We start from the raw sequence: 17,407 nt of genomic DNA, 5'->3' as shown, positions 1-17,407 counted from the left end.
AGGTTCCTATCAGGAGGATTGGTTGCGGGTCCGCAGGTCGTGCCAGGCCACCAGGATGAAGCCGCCGACCAGGCCCAGATGTTCGTAAAAACCGTTGGCCGCCATGAACCGTTCGGGCGGGGCCATGTCCCAGTAATTGTTGGCGATGAAGGTCGCGAACAGGGTGAAGCCCGCCAGCCCCAGGGCGCCCAGCCAGCGCAGGAAGCCGGTCAGGATCAGCAAGGACGCCCCCAGTTCCAGGGCGATGACGGCGGCGGCCAGGGGGGCCGACGCCGGCATGCCGAAATGGCCCAGTTCCGCCACCGCCGCGCTGAAATCCAGGGCTTTGTTGACACCGCCCTGGATGTAGGCGGCGCACAGGCCCAGCAGGGCGACCCAACGGACCCAGGCGGGTGTCAGCGCGGCGGGCTTCATCCTCAAACCGCCCAGCAGGCGCAGCCCAGGGCGCCCCAGAACGACTTCAGGTCGGCGATGGGCAGCTTGGCCGACCAGGCGGTGGCGTGGGCGTGGCCATGGACGTTGCAGTCATTGGCGCAGCCGCAGCCTTGCGCCGCCTGGCGCTGCAACGGCGTGTCCTTCGGCTCCAGCAGGTTCCAGGCGCCATAACCGCCGAAGGTGCGCACCGGCGACCAGTCGGGCATGGCCGGCGGCACCGGGTTCTCGTCGAACCGGGCGAAGTCGCCGGCGCCGTACACCACCTTGCCGCCAACCAGGGTCAGCAGCGACGCGGTGTCGGCGATCTCGCTCTCCGCACAGGCGAAGAAGTCGCGGTCGGGCACGATCAGGTCGGCCAGCTGGCCCACCTGGACCCGGCCCTTCTTGCCTTCCTCATTGGAGAACCAGGTGACGTTCTCCGTCCACATGCGCAGGGCCGTCTCCCGGTCCAGGCAGTTGTGCTGGGAATAGAGGCGCAGGCCGCCCACGGTCTTGCCGGTGATCAGCCAGGCCAGCGAGACCCAGGGGTTGTATGAGGCGACACGGGTGGCGTCGGTGCCGGCGGAAACCTTCACGCCCTTGTCCAGGATTTTGGCCACCGGCGGCGTGGCGGCGGCCGCACCCAGGCCGTAACGCTCCACGAAATATTCGCCCTGGTAGGCCATGCGGTGCTGCACGGCGATGCCGCCGCCCAGCGCCGCGATGCGGTCGATGGATTCGTCGGAGATGGTCTCGGCGTGGTCGAAGAACCAGTTCAGCCCTTCCAGCGGCACGTCCTGGTTCACCTTCTCGAACACGTCCAGGGCGCGGCTGATGGTTTCGTCGTATGTCGCGTGCATGCGCCAGGGCCAGCGGTTTTCCGCCAGGACACGCACCACCCCCTCCAGGTCGCCTTCCATCTCCGGCGCCATGTCGGGGCGGGGCTGGCGGAAATCCTCGAAATCCGCGGCGGAGAACACCAGCATCTCGCCGGCGCCGTTGTGGCGGAAGTAGTCGGTGCCGTCCTTGTAGACCGAGGTGCGGGTCCAGTTCAGGAAGTCGTCCTTCTCGCCCTTGGGCTTCTGCGTGAACAGGTTGTAGGCCAGGCGGATGGTCAGCTGGTCCTCATTGGCCAGCTTCTGGATGACCTCATAGTCGTCGGGGTAGTTCTGGAAACCGCCGCCGGCGTCGATGGCGCCGGTGACGCCCAGGCGGTTCAGTTCGCGCATGAAATGGCGGGTGGAATTCACCTGGTACTCGAAGGGTAGCTTGGGGCCCTTGGCCAAGGTGGCGTACAGGATAGCGGCGTTGGGCTTGGCCAGCAGCAGGCCGGTGGGGTTGCCCTTGGCGTCGCGCAGGATTTGGCCGCCCGGCGGCTCCGGCGTGTCCTTGGTGTAGCCGACGGCGCGCAAGGCCGCCCCGTTCAGCAGGGCGCGGTCGTACAGGTGCAGGATGAACACCGGCGTGTCGGGGGCCACGGCGTTCAACTCATCAATGGTGGGCAGGCGCTTTTCCACGAACTGGTGCTCGGTGAAGCCGCCGACCACGCGCACCCATTGCGGCGCCGGGGTGATGGCCACCTGGCGCTTCAGCATGGCCATGGCGTCGGCCAGGGACCGCACGCCGTCCCAGCGCAGCTCCATATTGAAGTTCAGGCCGCCGCGGATGATGTGCAGATGGTTGTCGATCAGGCCGGGCAGGACCCGGCGGCCCTTCAGGTCGATCAGGCGGGTGCCGGTGCCGGCGTGCGCCATCACCTCGGCCTCACCACCAACGGCGATGAATCGTCCATCCTTCACCGCCACGGCGGTGGCCGTGGGGTTGGCGCGGTCCAGGGTGGTGAACAGGCCGTGGTGCAGGATCAGGTCGGCGGTCTGGATGTCTGTATCAGTCATGGCGTCAGATGCCTTTCGCGCTATCGGTCGCGGGGGCGCCGTCGGCCAGTCGCGACGGCTGGGGCTGGGCCTGGGGCAGATGGCCGAACATGTGCGGCCGCACCTGGTGCAGCCAGGACAGGGCCACGGGCTCCTTCGCCCACAGGGTCTTCAGCAGCGGCGGGACCTGTTCGCCCACCAGGATGCCCAGCAGGCCCACCAGGGCCACCACCGGCGGGGCCGGCGACCGGACGTTGATCAGGGCGTAGATGACGCCGACCAGCAGGCCGGCACCCAGCGACATCAGGTAGATTTTCATCGGGGGCATCCCTTGGGCGTCAGGAAAAGGGCACGGCCGGCATGATGACCGGCCGTGCGACTTCTCAACGGGGTCAGCCCTCGTGGGCGCCGAACATGGTCTTGGCGTAGGTGATGCCCAGGCCGTAGGACCCGCCGAACTTCTGCGCGATGCCGGTGGTCATGGCGTAGGTCTCGGTACGGGCCCAGTCGCGCTGCAGTTCCAGCAGATATTGCAGGGCGGTGATGGGGCGGGCGCCGGCCTGGACCATGCGCGCCACCGCGCGCTCATGCGCCTCGGTCGAGACGTCGCCGCAGGCGTCGGTGATGACGTAGACCTCAAAGCCCTGCTCCAGCGCCGACAGGGCCGGGCCGACGATGCAGACGCTGGTCCACAGGCCGGACAGCACGATGCGGCCCTTGCCGAAGGTGTTCAGCCGCTTGATCACCGCGGCGTCTTCCCAGGTGTTCATGGACGTGCGGTCCAGCAGGTCCTGGCCGGGGAAGGCGTCGGTGATTTCGGAATACATCGGGCCGGAGAAGGTCTTCACCGCCACCGTGGTCAGGATGGTGGACACCTTGAAGCCGGCGGCGGCGTTGGCCACCAATGCTGCGTTGTTGCGCAGGGTGGTGGCGTCGATCGACTGGGTGGCGAAGGACATCTGCGACTGGAAATCGATCATCAGCAGGATGTGATCGGTCGGGGTCAGCAGCTTGGCGCCCGGGGTCGGGGTGGCGGTGATGGTCATGGCTGTCTTCCTCGCGTTCGCTTGTGAGCGGAATTGCTGACTGGCTGGTTGCCGGTGCGAGGGAACAGTGCGCCCAGGGACCCCTGGCGATCTTGTCGATAAGGCCGCTGATTTGAAGCTGGAGACGGTTTGGTGGGCGAAGCGTCAGATGACGCCGATGACCGTCAGGCCGAGTTCGTCGGCGGCGCGGGCCAGTTCCTTGTCAAGGGTGGCCAGGGCCATGTTGTTACGCAGCGCCAGTTCCAGATAGGCGGCGTCATAGACGGTCAAGCGGTGGGACGCGGCCAAATCCAGCGTGGTTCGCCAGGCGTGTGCGCTGGTTTCGCCATCTATCATAATCGGCATGGCTTCCAGATCAGTGACCGCCGCCTCCCGGAACTCCTTGTCGATACGGCCCCGTCGTTCGGCGGACAGCAGGGTGTTGGCAACTTCGAGCTTCCATAAGGATGGCACAACGGCACCCTCCCGCACGACGTGCTCGAACAACGTCACGGCAACATCAGTATCCTCGTCCGGAAACACCCACACCATCGTCGCGGATGAGTCCAGGACGATGGTCACCGACGGCCTTCGTCGCGATAGGTCCGGATTTCCGCGCGGCTGAATGGTGCGCCGGTCAAGGTGGCGGCGCGGGCCCGCAGTCGGGCGAAGGCAGCCCGGGCATCTTCCGCGTCGTGGCTGGGCTCGATGGGGACCAGGCGCGCCACGGGGCGGCCATGGCTGGTGATCGTGAACGCCTCCCCTTGCGCGGTGCGTGCAAGAAGACGCGAGAACTGGTCCTTCGCCTCAAGGGCGCCGATCTCGGTCATGGGTCCACTCCTTCCAGGTCAGAGTGCGGACCTGGAAGGAGGGCGTCAATACCATCTTGGGGGCTGGCGCGGGGCCGGCCCGCCTTACTGCACCGGCTTCTCATGCACGTTGAACACCGCCAGGGCCGGGATGCCCAGCAGGCGTTCGGCGCGGGTGGGGTCGTAGATGGTGTCGGAGGCGAATTCCGACAGCAATGCCGCCACGATGGCGGTGAACAGGCCGGCCAGGATGCCCAGGGTCAGGTTCAGGATGGGCTTGGGCTGCACCGGTTCGCGCGACAGGGACGGTTCCTGGACGATGGCGATGTTGCCCACCTGGCCGCGGTTCATGTTGTCCGACGCGCGGGCCTCCTCCAGCCGGGCCATCTGGCCCTTCAGGCTTTCCTGGGCGGCGGTGAAATCGCGTTCCAGGGTCCAGCGCTGGGCCTCGCTGCCGCTCATGCCGTTGATCTTGCCGTCGACGCTGGCGATCTGGGCGGCGATGTCCTTCTTGCGGCCCTCCAAGGCGGCGGCGTCGGCCATGGTGCGGTTCAAATCCTGCTCCGCACTGGTCAGCACGTCGTTGCGCGCCTTGCGCACGGTGCCGGCGAAGCGGCCTTCCTCCGTCTTCAGGAACTGTTCCGCCACCGTGATTTCCTGGTGCAGCTGCTGCATCTGCCGGCTTTCGTCGGTGAACTGGGCGTGCAGTTCCTGCTCCCGCAGGCGCAGGTTCAACAGCTTGGTCCGCGCCTCTTCCACCACCCGGCTCTGTTCCTTGTCGGTGTAGGCGGTGACGTCGGGCGGCGTCTCCTTGATCTGGCGCTTCAGTTCCGTCACGCGCTGATGGGCGCCCGCCAGGTCGGCGTCCACCTGCTTGGCCGTGCTGTCCAGGTTCAGGCGCTGCTGCAGCAGCAGGGCCATCTGCCCCTCATAGGCCTGCACGCCGTGGACGCGGCGGAAGTCCGCCAGCTTCTTGTAAACCTCATCCACCCGCTTCTTGCCGTCGGCCACCTGGGTCTCGAAGAACTGGGTCTGGGAGTTGAGGTAGACGTTGATCGATTTCTCCCGGAACACCTGGATCAGGGTGTCCAGCGTCTGCTTGGCCACGCCCGCGTCGCGGTGGCGGAACGACAGGTGCAGGATGTTTGAGGTGCGCTGCGGCACGGTGCCCAGCGCGTCGGTGAAGCGTTCCACCGCCTTGTCCCAGTTGATCTTGTCCGGGTCGCTTTCCGCCAGGTTGGGGTACAGCTTGTCCAGGCCCACCTTCTGGATGGTGGTGATGATGACGTCACGGCTGCGGATCAGCTGCACCTGGGTGTTCAGTAGTTCCTCCGGATCGCTGGTCATGGGCATCAGGGCGGCGGCGGCCCCCGATTCCGGGCGATAGGTGAATTCGCGGCTGAACTTGTTGATCAGGACCGAGGCGTCGGACTGGTGTACCGGCCGCATGAAGACGCTGAGCAGCACCGCCAGCATCAGGCAGAAGGCGAAGGCCGCCAGTGCCCGCTGGCGATACCGGAACAGGATCAGCACCAGGTCGCGCACCGTGAAGGCGATGGCCTGCGACGGGGCGGCGGCCTGGGCGGACAGGGCCTGGGCGGCTGGCATCTGTGTGTGCGGCATCGGGTTGGCTTTCAGCGTCAAGGTCAAGCGGTCGAAAGGTCAGGGGCGGATAGGTAAGTCAGCGAAGCGAAACGCAGGATTGTAAGGAATGATCACAAGAACAGGCGGTTGGATAGATGGGTACGGCACTAGCATGGGGGCAAAAAGTTTACACCGGGTTACAAAACAGAAGAAAATGACTATTCTATTCACCCGTGCCCATACGCAAACCCTCTTTTAAATCGCAGCCGCCGAATATGAAACAACACGTCTCCCTGGGACTGGTCCTGCTGGCCGTGGGCGCGATCGCGCCGTTGGCCGGGTGTGTTCCCAATTCCATCCAGCCGCCGGACGAAAAGACGCTGGCGGCGCAGACGTCCGCGCTGCGGGCGGCACCCGCCGGCCGGCCGGTGCGCGCCGGCGCCAGCCAGGCCGCGGCCTTCACCCCGTGGGAGGATGAGGACACCGACTACCACATCGGCCTGGGGGATGAGGTTGAGGTCAAGCTGCCGTTCAACGGTGAATTCAACGACCGCGTGACCGTGGGGCCCGACGGGCAGTTCACCCTGCCGCTGGTGGGCGTGGTGCATGCCGAGGGCCGGACCGTTCCCGACATCACCAACGAGTTGAACCAGCGCTTCGGCCACGATTTGCGCGATCCCCGCGTCCAGGTGGCCATCCGCGCCTACGCCTCGGAACGGGTGTTCATCGGGGGTGAGGTCAACAACGCCGGCCTGTTCAACATGCCCGGCCGCATCGGCGTGCTGGAGGCCATCGCCATGGCCAACGGCTTCATGGAAACGGCGCAGAGCCACAAGGTGGTGCTGATCCGCCGCGCCCCCAACGGCCGCCCGATGATGAAGATCATCGACATCAGCGGCTTTGTCGCCGGCACGGCCGACGACGTGCGCCTGCACCCCTTCGACATCATCTTCGTGCCCAAGAGCACGATCGCCGAGGTCGACCAGTGGGTGGACCAGTTCATCACCCGCGTCGTGCCCTTCCAGCGTAGCTTCAACTACACCCTGGGCCAGCAGCAGACGCTTAATTAATGCCGCGCCCTCCGGCGCCGGGCGCTGGCATCCGGCCGCGCCCGGCGCCGGAGGGGATGAGGCCATGATATCTCACCAGTCCGCCAGGCATTCCGCCGGCAGGTCGAAGTCGCCGGCCACGTTGATGATGCTGCTGCGTTCCAGTTCGGCATAGGTGCCGGCCGACTGGCGGGGGCAGTCGCGGGCATAACCGCCGGCCACCATCTGCGCCGACAGGTCGTTGCCGTCCACCTTGCAGCGGGCCACGGCGACGCCGTTGATGACCTGGCCGGTGGGCGCGCACTCGATCTTGGTGTCGTAGATCAGCTTGATCAGGCCCTGCATGGCGCTATAGCCGCCGAATTCGTTCATGGCGGGGGCCGCGATGCCCCACAGCCGGTACATCACCGGCCCGACGACCAGGGTGTCGCTGTCATAGGCGCGGATCTGGGTTGGCGCGGCCTTGGTGGTCACCTGCGGCGGATCGGCATCCAGGCGCGAGCGCTTGTCCCGTCCCTTCTCGATCACCTTGCGCCGTTCCAGCCGGTTGGACAGCACGTCCTCGGCCCGCGCCGGCACCACCCACGGCACCATGGCCAGCAGGCTGGCGGCCAGCACCAGGCGGCGGATCATCGCTCACCTCTGCGGATTTCGCTGTCTTTAAAAAAATTAGGCCGCGACTGCGGCCGCCGGAAGTTTCCGGGGAGCGTCAGCGGACTGGAAACTGAGGATAGCCAAGCGGCCGGATGGCCGCGCCCGGCGCTTGAGGGAACCCTTACAAAACCACAAAATTCCGGATCAGGCCGTCCAGCCAGGTGACGTTGAAAAAGGCGAAGGGGGCGGCCACGGCCAGGGTCGCGGCCAGCCATAGGCGTGATCCGCTCTGGATGCGGCGCACGGCCCAGGGGCAGCCGGTGATCAGCAGGCCCGCCGTGCCGACGATGAAGCCGCCCGTCACGTCCACCCAGGTGTGTTCCGTCGTCACCACACGCGACCACCCCTCCACCAGGGCGATGGCGACCAGCGCCAGCGCCACCAGGGGCAGATTCCTGCGCCCGGGGGCCTGCCCGCCGCGCAGCCAGATGATCAGCAGCCCGCCATAGAACGCCACCGCCAGGGTGACGTGCCCGCTGGGAAAATGCGGCAGATCCGGGTCGTCCCGCAGCATCCCGCGTATGCCAAAGGCGATCAGCAGCGCCATCGTGACCCCCCCGCCCCAGCAGGCCGCGACCAGATAGTCGCGCCGCGCCAGCAGCATGCCCAGCAGGGCGACGAACAGGGGAAGGACGAAGCCGATCGTGGCCAGGGTGTTGAGAAGCTGCATGTCCATCCATTACAGGAACCTGTAAATGAATTCCGAGATTAGCAGGCGCCGTTTGTTGATGACTAGCCCCACCGGCTTACCGCCGTTGGCGCGGATTTGGTAGATCAGCTGCTGCGCTACCGGCAGGCGGGTCTTCTCCGCCTCCGCCACGATGACGGTGCCGTTGACGAAGCGCGACAGCACATGGGCGAAGGCCAGGCTCTGCGGTGGCGCGCTGTCGAAGATGATCCAGCGGAAACGCCGGCGCAGCTGGTCCACGATGTCGCCCATGGCGCTGATCGACAGCGACCAGGTGACGGGCTGGCCGTTCTTGCGCGCCACCGGCTGGGTCAGGGTGGCCAGCATCAGGTCGGCGATCCCCATGGGCTTGAGGACCTCATCCATCGGCACCAGGCCTTGCTGCGCGTCGTGCAGGCTGCTGGGCAGGACCAGTTCCGACAAACGCACCTGTTCACGGTCGAACGGGTCGGCGTCAACCAGCAGCACGGGACCGTCCACGTTGATGGCGGCGAATTCGGCCAAGGCCTTGGCGATGGTGGAGGCGCCGGCGCCGGCGCGGGCGCCGATGACCTGGATGGCGTAACCCTCGTCCGGATCATGCGGCATCATCGCCAGCTTGTTGAACAGGCTGAACAGCGGCTGGCCGGCGATGGCCGCGCGGTCCACCGTCATCTCAACCTGTTCCTGCTTGCGGGACCACCAGCTCATCGGCCAGGCCTTAGTTGTGAAATGTGCCATCGTGTCAATCGGTCATAGCAGGGATTGGTAAAGAGACAGTGTACGGGTCACCATGCGGGCCCGGCCGCCCGGGCCCACATGGGCGAAGGCGGCGTCGGCGTAGCGCGCCAGGCGCCCGGGATCCGTCACCAGGGCGCACAGCAGGTCGGCGAAGGCGCCGGGGGCGGCCTCGTGCGATGGCGACACCACGCCCGTGACGTCATCGACAATGACGTCGCGGGTGCCGCCCACGTCGGTGGCGATGATGGGCAGGCCCAGGCCGGCGGCCTCCAGCAGGGTATAGCTCAGGCCCTCGTACCGGCTGGGCTGGGCCAGCAGGTCGAAGGCGCCGTAATACCGCACGGCGTCGCGGGCCCCCAGCCAGGTGATGGCGGTGCTGCAGCCCAGCGCCTCGGCCCGCGTCCGTGCGTCGTCGCCGGCATCGCCGTCGCCGATGATGATCAGGCGGGCGTGCGGGGCCACGGCATGTGCCCGGGCGAAGGAATCGATCAGGATGTCGATGCCCTTGTGCGCTGTCAGGCGGCCGACGAAACCGATGGCCAGATGATGGGGCGCCAGGCCCAGTTCGCGGCGCGTGTCGTCGCGCGGGGCGGTTACCGGCGGTTCGATCCCGTTGGTGATGGTGGTGACTTTGTCGGCCGGGATGCCCAGGCCGATGATGTGTTCACGCTCCCCGGTCGAGACGGCGATGATCTGGTCGGTCAGGCAGGCCAGCGCCACCTCGCCCACATGGAACAGCGCGCGCTTCGGCCCCGTCAGGTTGGGGTCCAGGGTGGAGATGGCATGGGGGGTGTAGACCACGCGGGCCTTGGTGCCGATGCCGGCCAGGCGGGCCAGCATGCCGCCCTTGGACGAATGGCCGTGGATGATGTCGTAGGGGCCGAAGCTGGCCATGTGCCGCTTCACCGCCCACAGCGCCTTCAGGTCGGTGGGGGTGGGCGCGCGGCGCATGGCGATGGCGCGGAAATGAACGTTGGTCAGCCGGGCGCGGCCCTGGCGGAAGATGTCGTCCTCCCGGGTGGGGGAGAACAGGACGTCGGCGCCATGCCCCTGCGCCAGCGTGCCCTCCAGCAAATCCAGCAGGTGGCGACCCACGCCGGTGGCGGCCGATTCCACGATGTGCAGCACGCGCAAGGGGCGCGCCACCGCCGTTTGGGCGGGGATGACGGCCGTGTCGGCCGGGGGCAGGGTTCCGTCCATCATATCCACCCTCACGCCCAGCGCCGGGCGCCGATGCGGGCCAGCATCTGGCCCAGGAACAGCAGCGCCACCAGCACGTAGACGCCGAAGAAGGCCGGCGTGAACACGACGCTGTCGATGATCTGCAGCATGACGAAGCCCGTCCACACCACCACCGGCGACACCGGCTTGTCCGGGGTGTTGGGCAGGTTCAGCGTGCGGGTGATCCAATGCATCACCCGGCCCACCAGCACGCCGTAGATGAAGCCGCCGATCAGCACGCCGGGCAGGCCGAAATTCACGTACATCTCGCCGAAGATCGGCGGACGCAGACCGCTGTGGAACAGGGGGTCCAGGCCAGCCAGCTGCGGGCTGACGCGGCCGAAGCCGAATTCCTCGCGGAAGGGAAACATGAAGGCGGGAATGAAGCTGAGATAACCCGCGATGTAGGTCTTGCCCCAGTACAGCGGGCTGTCGTCCATGCCGGTCAGGATCCAGGCGAAGTCGCGCAGGTCCGACAGGTCGTTGCCGTACAGCAGGCTGAACAGGAAATCGCGCTGGTCGGTCATCGACGCGTCGCGCAGCGACCCGATGGTGACGGCCAACGAGGCCAGGCCCAATGCCGCCAGCAGCATGACCGGCAGGTTGCGGAAGCGCTTGGGCATGGCCAGGATCACGCCCACCTGCATCATGGTCAGGATGGCCACGGTGCGGTTGCCGCCGATGATGCCCAGGGCCGCCATGGCCAGGCCAATGGCGACCGCCCCCCACTTGCGGTTCACGGCACCGAAGACGATGGCGTTGATGGCGAAGAAGGGGACGACCTGGCTCCACAGGTTATAGAAGGGGCGCAGGTCGTTGCGTTCGAACACCAGGCTGCGGGCGACGAAGGCCTGGAAACCCATCAGGAACAGCACGCCCGTCAGGCCGGCCACGATCATCACGCCCAGGGCGACGCCGCCGCCGCTTTGCCAGCCGCGCGCCAGCGTGTGGTAGATCAGCTCACACCCCGCCGGCTGGCGGCGGTTCAGCACGCGCGCCGCCAGGATGCCCAGCACCATGCAGACGAAACCGCCGATGGTGATGTACAGCGCCTTGTCGATATGGACGACGATGGATTCGAAATGCCGGCTGGTCGCCAGGATGTTGTTCGCCGACCAGGCGAACGGGTACATCACGATGATCTTCAGCAGGTAGTTGAAGCCGAAGAAATAGCTGGCGAAGGACAGGCAGCCCCACTTGCGGTAGTCCAGCACGTAGAAGCCGATGAAGGCTGCGGCGCAGACCGCCAGCAGCAGCCAGTTGCCGAACGGGATGCGCCCCAGGATCTGCCAGATGTCGATCTGGATCATGCCGCCGCCCCCGCCGCCGGCCGTTCCCGGCCGCGCAAGGGGTGGCGCAAGGCCAGCGCGCCATAGATCAGGGCGCTGACGACGTAGGCCGCCATGTACATCGCGGCGAAGCCGTGGATGTCCGGCTTGAGCCAGGCGTCGGCCGCGGCCACCACGGTCATCAGGCCCGCCACCAATGCTGCCGACCGGGCGATCAGGGGGAAGAAGCCGGTGTGCACCAGCACGAAGTTGGACACCGTCTGCACCAGGTTGGCCAGCACCAGCACCACCAGGATGGGGGTGAAGCTGGACGGCATGACGGCGGCGGGGCCCAGCAGCAGGCTGTAGATGCGATCACCCGCCACCAGCAGCAGGCCGCACAGGGCCAGCGCCGGCACGGCCGCCAGGGCCAGGGCCAGGCCGGTGGCGCGGCGCAGGGCGGGCACGTCGCCCTCGGCATGGGCGCGGGTCTGGCGCGGCACCAGAACGTCGCACACGGCGGAGAACAGCACGGTGGCGCTGCGGAAGATCTTGAAGGCGGTGTCGAAGATGATGACGGGCGCGCCCAGGCCGTGGACCGCCGGCACCAGCACGCTGGGGAAGTTGTAGATGTACATCTCACCGGCGGCGTAACTGCCGCTGGCCAGCAGGATGGGGCGATGACCACGGAAGAAGGCGGCCAATGCTGCGGGCGCCCGGGCCACGCGGCCGTCCAGCCCGCCCACGGCCGCCAGGCGGCGGCAGGCCAGCACCAGCAGCACCGCCCACACCAGGTTGCTCAACAGCAGAAAGGCCAGGAAGGGCATGGACGCCAGCAGGCAGAACATCAGGGCCAGGTGGCCGAAGCGCCGCGCCGCCTCCAGCGTTTCGAAATAAAGGAACTGGTCGGTGGCGGAACTGATGTTGCGCAGGGTGAACCACACCAGGTTCAGCGCCGAATAGGCGAAGAACAGCGCGAACTCCACCCCCTCCGCCGCGGTGCCGCGCCCGGCCATGATGCCCAGGCAAACCAGGGAGCCCAAGGCCACCAGGGCGCCGTACAGGCCGACCACGCCGGTGGCCTGGGCCGAGATCGGGTCGGCCTTCAACTCGGCCGGCGCGCCGGCCGCCAGGAAACGCTGGCGCAAATTGACGTACAGCACCTTGGCGATGCCCAGGTCGAACAGCCAGAGCGACAGGCCCAGATTGCCGATGACGATGAACAGCGAAAACAGGTGCGGGTCCAGCACGCGGGCGAAGGTGTAGGTCTGGCAGACGCCGGCCAGCAGGGTGGCCGCCGCCGTGCCGCCGCGCAGCGTCAGATAACGCAGGAAGGGGCCGGACAGAAGCTTTCCCAACCGGCCGCTCACGACGCCACCGCCAGGCAGCGGTCCAGCAGGTTTTTCGCCGTGTGCGACCACAGGAAACGGCCGGCGCGGGTGCGGCCGCGGACCGACAGCTGCCGGCGCAGCAAATCTTCGGTTGCCAGCCGGCGCAGCAGCAGGGCCAGGCCGTCGGCATCGTCCATGCCGCAGACCAGGGCGGCGCCCGTCTCCTTCGGTGCCGCGACCTCGATCAGCGCTTCCTGGTCGCTGATGACGACGGGGCAGCCGCAGGTCATGGCCTCCACCGGCGGCAGGCCGAAACCCTCGTAGCGGGAGGGATAGACCAGGGCGAGGGCGTTCTCATACAGCGCGCGCAGTTCGCCGTCGCTGACATGGCCGACGGGGCAGAGGCTGTCGCTGGCCGCCGCCACCGCCTGGACGCCGGCGGCGGGGTGCACGCGGGTGTCGCGCTTGCCGGTCAGGACCAGGCGCACGCCGTCCAGCGCCGCCTTTTCGAAGGCCTGGATGACCAGGTCCACGTTCTTGTTGGCGCTGCCCACGCCCACCGCCAGGAAATAGGGCCGGTTGGTCAGGCCGCCTTGGGCCGCCAGGCCGTTGCGGTCCAGCACGCCCCTGTCGGCGGTGACGTCCAGGATATGGTCGCCGCCCTCGCTGCACAGGGTGATGCGGTTGGCCGGAATGCCATACCACTGCGCGATCTCATTGCGGGAGAAGTCGCTGATGGTGACGATGCCGCGCGCCACGCGGCCCAGCAGGGGCACCAGCACGCGATAGGCCAGGCGGAAGGGCAGGGAGAAGCTTTCCGGGCTGACGCGCGGCGTGGCGTCGTGCACCACCACCACCTGGCGCCGTTTGGCGAGGGGCCCCAGGTTGCACAGGTTCAACAGCACGCCATCGGTCGCCAGGCGCGGCAGGTCCAGCTGTTCCCAGGCATAGCCGCCCCGGAAGCGTCCGCCCGCCTGGACGCGGACGTTGCGCAATACGGGTGTCACATCCTCCATTCCGGCCGGAACCAGCAGCACGACGTGGTCCCTCAGGGACTGGTGCGTGGGCTGGTCCAGCAGATGGTCGATCGCCTGCACCGTCTGGCGGGCGAAGCGCTGCACGCCCGTCTGCCGCTGGTTCAGGAACCGGCCGTTGATGTAAATGGGATAGGACATGGTTAATTGAAGCCGGTGATTGTAGACCCGTATAGCATCAAGCCGGCAGGATGCGCCGGCCTTGACCTTGGCGCATCCTACCGGCTGAATGGTTGATCAAACGTTGTTCTTGGGGAACAGCATGGCCGGAATGGTGCGGAACAGCGTGACCATATCCAGCCAGAACGACCAGTTCTTGATGTAGTCGAAATCGAATTCGACCCGCTTGCGCAGCTTTTCCTCGGTGTCCGTCTCACCGCGCCAGCCGTTGACCTGTGCCCAGCCGGTCATGCCGGGCTTCACGCGATAGCGCAGGGCGTAGTCGGGCACCACCTCGCCGTACAGCTTGCCGTCGGCCTTGGCCTTGGGGGCGTGTGGGCGGGGACCGACCAGCGACATCTCGCCCCGCAGCACGTTCAGGATCTGGGGCAGTTCGTCGATGGAATACTTGCGGATGTAGTGGCCCACGCGGGTCACGCGGTTGTCGCCCTTGCTGACCAGGGTGGCGGCCTCCGCGTCCGCCGCCGCCACGTGCAGCGACCGGAACTTGAAGATGCTGAACTTGCGGCCGTACTGCCCGCTGCGCTGCTGGCGGAAGAACACGGGGCCGGGGCTGTCCAGCTTGATCGCGATGGCGGTGGCCATCAGGATGGGCGAGATCAGCAGCAGGATGGCCATGCCGGCGACGAAGTCGAAGCTGTTCTTGGCGATGCGGCCCCAATGCGAGAAAGGCGGCGTCATCAGCGTCGGCATGACCACGCCGTCGAAGGCGCTGGTCTTTTGCAGCGACAGGGCCGACAGCTCGGGATCGGGCACCAGCCAGACGGTCAGGGGCAGGAAGCGCAGGCGTTCCAGCAGGGCGGAGATGCGGGCGCCGGCGGTCCACGGCAGGGCCATGTACACGTCGATCTCGTCATTCTCCGCCGCGAAGTCGATCAGAGCGTTCAGGCCGCCCAGATAGGGGACGTGGCGCTTCAGCAGGCCCACCGACCGGGTCTGGCGATCATCGAAGAAGCCGACGAAGTCGATCTCGTGGCCCATCTGGCCGGCCATGTCCTCGATCAGTTGCAGGGCTGCGGGCCCGGCGCCGACGATGACGGCGCGGCGCATGCGCGACCGTCGGCTGACGACATGGGGAACGACCGCCGTTTCCAGCCGGCGGGTCAGCATCAGCGCGCCGGTGGTCAGCGCGAACCAGGACAGGACCCAGGCCACGTCGGCGGCGGTGGTGCTGCCCTCCGCGATGGTGACGGACAGCAGGCAGATGAACAGGGCGGCGGCCACGCGCGGCACGGCGGCGGTGGCGGCGGCATCGGTCACACGCGGCGACCGGGGGAAACGGCCCAGCAACCAGGCCAGCAGGGCATAGGCGGGACCGGCCGCCAGGCAGAAGGCGATACGGCCGCTGTCGATGGCGGCGTCGTCACCGATGACCAGGGCGGACAGGGACAGGAGGATGCGGCCGATGCCGAAGACCACCGCACCTTCGCCAAGCGACCACAGGATTTCAAAGCTCAGGCGGTTCAGGCCGAAGCTATGAACGGTCGTTTGAGGGGGCGCGTGCATGTCCATGGCGGCGGTGCCGTTGGTCCGAGACCGGACCGGCCCAGTGGCATGTTCCACGATCCTGTCCATTAGAGATACATCTTCCGCTATAGGTTTAGGGCAGGCGTCACACCAGTACCAAGTGGAAATCGGGATAGGTCCCATGCATCCACCGGGGATTGACCATACAACCGTAGGCCGTAGGCGACGCGGTCGCCTCCAACGGTGCATGAACCCGAAAGTGATAGAGATTTGTCACGGCCGAGCCCGGTTTTCCTAGCGGATTCTTGGCATCGACTTTGTCGTGGATGAAGAAATCAACAACGACGGGCAGAACTCATCACAAGTAATCCAGAAAATGTCAGAATTTATCATAACTGCATGAGACTGTGCGGCTGACTGGGTAAGGCCGGCCCTTAGGTATGATAATCCAATCGATGGGGTTAAGACCCGGTTAATGAACCGCCTATGCGGGGGGTTAGGTTTTTTGCCCTCAGAGGCCTGGGAAGCATGCGAAAAAGCGGTCTCAGCCCTGCGCCGAAGGCGCACGGCGGCTTTACTTGCAGGTAAGATGTTGCTGCGTTGCACCAATACTTAAGTTGATGTAGTGATGTGCAACCGGAAAGATGTGTCGGGTGACGGAATCAGGTGTCCGGCCCGCCCAGCCGGAACACCCGTTCGCCCCCGTCCCGACCTAGCCTTTCGGCATGGCCGCGCGCGTGTTCCACCAAACTGAATCCCAGCCGTTCCGGTATCGCGACGGCGTTGGGTGTGATGGCGGCGCTGGACGGTCCCAGGGCTCCCGGGTTCCTATCGGCCGGCCATTTCCCGGAAGCAAATGCCCATGACCGACGCCGCCCCCGCCCTGAAGGAAATCTTCAACCCGGCCCGCCTGGCCCATATTGCGGCCCAGGTGGCGACGGTCTACCCGTCCTTCGACCGCGCGGCTTTCCTGGCGCTGGCGTCCGCCAACCTGGTGGACCTCAGCATCATGCAGCGCCTGCGGCAGGTGGCATCCAGCCTGGTGGCCACCCTGCCGGATGATTTCACCGCGGCGCTGGATGTGCTGTACCAGGCGGCCCCGCACCTGGACAGCGCCTTTGCCAGCATGGCCTTGCCGGAGTACGCCATGCTGCGCGCGATGGAGGATTTCGACGGTCGTTTCGATATCGCAATGAAAGCGCTGGCCCATTTCACGCGCTTCGGCTCGTCTGAATTCGCCATCCGTCCCTTCCTGCGACGGGATCTGAACCGCACGCTGGCGGTGATGACCACATGGGCGTCCGACAGTGACGAGCATGTCCGCCGCCTGGCCAGCGAAGGGTGCCGGCCGCGCCTGCCCTGGTCCTTCCGCCTGGACGCGCTGGTGGCCGACCCGTCACCCACGGCGCCCATCCTGGACGCCCTGAAGGCGGACCCCAGCGCGTATGTCCGCAAGTCGGTCGCCAACCACCTGAACGACATCACCAAGGACCATCCGGATTGGGTGCTGGACCGGCTGGCCACCTGGCCATTGCAGGACCGTGCCACCGCCTGGATCGCCCGCCACGCCCTGCGCACCCTGATCAAGGCGGGCAACCGCCGCGCCCTGGCGGTGATGGGTGCCGGCGAGGCGGCGCAGGCGCGGGTGGCGGATTTCCGGGCGGCGCCCACGGCCCTGGCGCTGGGCGGCACGCTGGCCCTCTCGGCCGACCTGGCCTCCACCGCCACCACGGCCCAGCGCCTGGTGGTCGACTACGCCGTGCACTACGTGAAGAAGAACGGCAGCACCTCGCGCAAGGTCTTCAAATGGAAGGTGCTGGATCTGGCGGCCGGTGCCACCGCGCGCCTGGCCTTGTCCCAGGTGGTGCGCGACTTCACCACCCGCACCCACAACGCCGGCCGCCACCGGGTGGAACTGCTGGTCAACGGCGCCTGCCTGGCGGAAAGCCATTTTGATTTGATGGTTTGAAGCGCCTTTTCATCTGGCGAACAGTTGGGCTGGCGCCCTTTTCCGGTCGATGCGGATCGTTGCCTAATGGCCTTTCCACAATAAAGGGCCAGCAACCCATGAGTCTCGACCGCCGCAGCC

At 66.7% G+C, this 17,407-nt stretch carries 17 protein-coding genes; 2 read left to right on the top strand and 15 right to left on the bottom strand.

Features of this window, described 5'->3' with window-relative positions:
- Positions 1–9: 9 nt before the first annotated feature.
- The 7 genes from PW843_25910 to PW843_25880 all read right to left on the bottom strand — a co-directional run bounded on the left by PW843_25910 (position 10) and on the right by PW843_25880 (position 5,745).
- The gene (locus PW843_25910) at positions 10–414 is read right to left on the bottom strand and encodes a DoxX family protein (GenBank protein MDE1150003.1); all 405 of its coding nucleotides are present in this window, start codon (positions 412–414) and stop codon (positions 10–12) included.
- A gap of 2 nt (positions 415–416) precedes the next feature.
- Positions 417–2,309, bottom strand: coding sequence for an amidohydrolase (locus PW843_25905; GenBank protein MDE1150002.1), 1,893 nt, complete (start codon positions 2,307–2,309; stop codon positions 417–419).
- Positions 2,310–2,313: 4 nt separating this feature from the next.
- Positions 2,314–2,607, bottom strand: coding sequence for a XapX domain-containing protein (locus PW843_25900; GenBank protein ID MDE1150001.1), 294 nt, complete (start codon positions 2,605–2,607; stop codon positions 2,314–2,316).
- 73 nt (positions 2,608–2,680) lie between these two features.
- Entirely contained in the window at positions 2,681–3,334 is a 654-nt protein-coding gene (locus tag PW843_25895) for an isochorismatase family protein (GenBank protein MDE1150000.1), read from the bottom strand.
- Between the two features lie 144 nt (positions 3,335–3,478).
- On the bottom strand, positions 3,479–3,895 hold the full coding sequence (locus PW843_25890; GenBank protein MDE1149999.1) for a type II toxin-antitoxin system VapC family toxin: 417 nt from the start codon (positions 3,893–3,895) through the stop codon (positions 3,479–3,481).
- Entirely contained in the window at positions 3,892–4,143 is a 252-nt protein-coding gene (locus PW843_25885; GenBank protein MDE1149998.1) for a type II toxin-antitoxin system prevent-host-death family antitoxin, read from the bottom strand. The genes PW843_25890 and PW843_25885 overlap by 4 nt, the downstream gene beginning before the upstream one ends.
- A gap of 84 nt (positions 4,144–4,227) precedes the next feature.
- Positions 4,228–5,745, bottom strand: a complete 1,518-nt coding sequence (locus tag PW843_25880; GenBank protein MDE1149997.1) for a GNVR domain-containing protein — start codon at positions 5,743–5,745, stop codon at positions 4,228–4,230.
- A gap of 236 nt (positions 5,746–5,981) precedes the next feature.
- Here PW843_25880 and PW843_25875 point away from each other — a divergent pair, with 236 nt between their 5' ends.
- A complete protein-coding gene (locus PW843_25875) occupies positions 5,982–6,776 on the top strand; it encodes a polysaccharide export protein (protein MDE1149996.1) in 795 nt (264 codons plus the stop codon).
- A 72-nt stretch (positions 6,777–6,848) separates the two neighbouring features.
- On the opposite strand, the gene PW843_25870 is transcribed toward PW843_25875, so the two are convergent.
- The 8 genes from PW843_25870 to PW843_25835 all read right to left on the bottom strand — a co-directional run bounded on the left by PW843_25870 (position 6,849) and on the right by PW843_25835 (position 15,414).
- Entirely contained in the window at positions 6,849–7,388 is a 540-nt protein-coding gene (locus PW843_25870) for a hypothetical protein (GenBank protein ID MDE1149995.1), read from the bottom strand.
- A gap of 142 nt (positions 7,389–7,530) precedes the next feature.
- Positions 7,531–8,085: a phosphatase PAP2 family protein gene (locus PW843_25865; protein MDE1149994.1), complete on the bottom strand. Its 555-nt coding sequence runs from the start codon at positions 8,083–8,085 to the stop codon at positions 7,531–7,533.
- A 3-nt stretch (positions 8,086–8,088) separates the two neighbouring features.
- The gene (locus PW843_25860; protein ID MDE1149993.1) at positions 8,089–8,787 is read right to left on the bottom strand and encodes a hypothetical protein; all 699 of its coding nucleotides are present in this window, start codon (positions 8,785–8,787) and stop codon (positions 8,089–8,091) included.
- 42 nt (positions 8,788–8,829) lie between these two features.
- Positions 8,830–10,020: a glycosyltransferase gene (locus PW843_25855; protein ID MDE1149992.1), complete on the bottom strand. Its 1,191-nt coding sequence runs from the start codon at positions 10,018–10,020 to the stop codon at positions 8,830–8,832.
- A gap of 8 nt (positions 10,021–10,028) precedes the next feature.
- Entirely contained in the window at positions 10,029–11,348 is a 1,320-nt protein-coding gene (locus PW843_25850) for an oligosaccharide repeat unit polymerase (protein ID MDE1149991.1), read from the bottom strand.
- Positions 11,345–12,664 carry a hypothetical protein gene (locus PW843_25845; GenBank protein MDE1149990.1) on the bottom strand — a complete coding sequence of 440 codons (1,320 nt, stop codon included), beginning with the start codon at positions 12,662–12,664 and terminating at the stop codon, positions 11,345–11,347. Before PW843_25845 ends, PW843_25850 begins: the two co-directional genes overlap by 4 nt.
- A gap of 8 nt (positions 12,665–12,672) precedes the next feature.
- Positions 12,673–13,812 carry a glycosyltransferase family 1 protein gene (locus PW843_25840; GenBank protein ID MDE1149989.1) on the bottom strand — a complete coding sequence of 380 codons (1,140 nt, stop codon included), beginning with the start codon at positions 13,810–13,812 and terminating at the stop codon, positions 12,673–12,675.
- Positions 13,813–13,908: 96 nt separating this feature from the next.
- The gene (locus PW843_25835) at positions 13,909–15,414 is read right to left on the bottom strand and encodes an undecaprenyl-phosphate glucose phosphotransferase (GenBank protein ID MDE1149988.1); all 1,506 of its coding nucleotides are present in this window, start codon (positions 15,412–15,414) and stop codon (positions 13,909–13,911) included.
- A gap of 766 nt (positions 15,415–16,180) precedes the next feature.
- Here PW843_25835 and PW843_25830 point away from each other — a divergent pair.
- Positions 16,181–17,287, top strand: coding sequence for a DNA alkylation repair protein (locus tag PW843_25830; GenBank protein MDE1149987.1), 1,107 nt, complete (start codon positions 16,181–16,183; stop codon positions 17,285–17,287).
- The last annotated feature ends 120 nt before the right edge of the window (positions 17,288–17,407 follow it).

Source organism: Azospirillaceae bacterium (assembly GCA_028283825.1).
In the GTDB taxonomy this organism is placed as follows: Bacteria; Pseudomonadota; Alphaproteobacteria; order Azospirillales; family Azospirillaceae; genus Nitrospirillum.
The sequence above is the reverse complement of the archived record's forward strand: the minus strand, read 5'-3'. Positions and strand labels throughout refer to the sequence as shown.

Bases quoted from the DNA above. Each gene is read 5' to 3' on its own strand.
- PW843_25910 (MDE1150003.1), bottom strand. From the start codon at position 414: ATGAAGCCCGCCGCGCTGACACCCGCCTGGGTCCGTTGGGTCGCCCTG.
- PW843_25905 (MDE1150002.1), bottom strand. From the start codon at position 2,309: ATGACTGATACAGACATCCAGACCGCCGACCTGATCCTGCACCACGGC.
- PW843_25900 (MDE1150001.1), bottom strand. From the start codon at position 2,607: ATGAAAATCTACCTGATGTCGCTGGGTGCCGGCCTGCTGGTCGGCGTC.
- PW843_25895 (MDE1150000.1), bottom strand. From the start codon at position 3,334: ATGACCATCACCGCCACCCCGACCCCGGGCGCCAAGCTGCTGACCCCG.
- PW843_25885 (MDE1149998.1), bottom strand. From the start codon at position 4,143: ATGACCGAGATCGGCGCCCTTGAGGCGAAGGACCAGTTCTCGCGTCTT.
- PW843_25880 (MDE1149997.1), bottom strand. From the start codon at position 5,745: ATGCCGCACACACAGATGCCAGCCGCCCAGGCCCTGTCCGCCCAGGCC.
- PW843_25875 (MDE1149996.1), top strand. From the start codon at position 5,982: ATGAAACAACACGTCTCCCTGGGACTGGTCCTGCTGGCCGTGGGCGCG.
- PW843_25870 (MDE1149995.1), bottom strand. From the start codon at position 7,388: ATGATCCGCCGCCTGGTGCTGGCCGCCAGCCTGCTGGCCATGGTGCCG.
- PW843_25865 (MDE1149994.1), bottom strand. From the start codon at position 8,085: ATGGACATGCAGCTTCTCAACACCCTGGCCACGATCGGCTTCGTCCTT.
- PW843_25860 (MDE1149993.1), bottom strand. From the start codon at position 8,787: ATGAGCTGGTGGTCCCGCAAGCAGGAACAGGTTGAGATGACGGTGGAC.
- PW843_25855 (MDE1149992.1), bottom strand. From the start codon at position 10,020: ATGATGGACGGAACCCTGCCCCCGGCCGACACGGCCGTCATCCCCGCC.
- PW843_25850 (MDE1149991.1), bottom strand. From the start codon at position 11,348: ATGATCCAGATCGACATCTGGCAGATCCTGGGGCGCATCCCGTTCGGC.
- PW843_25840 (MDE1149989.1), bottom strand. From the start codon at position 13,812: ATGTCCTATCCCATTTACATCAACGGCCGGTTCCTGAACCAGCGGCAG.
- PW843_25830 (MDE1149987.1), top strand. From the start codon at position 16,181: ATGACCGACGCCGCCCCCGCCCTGAAGGAAATCTTCAACCCGGCCCGC.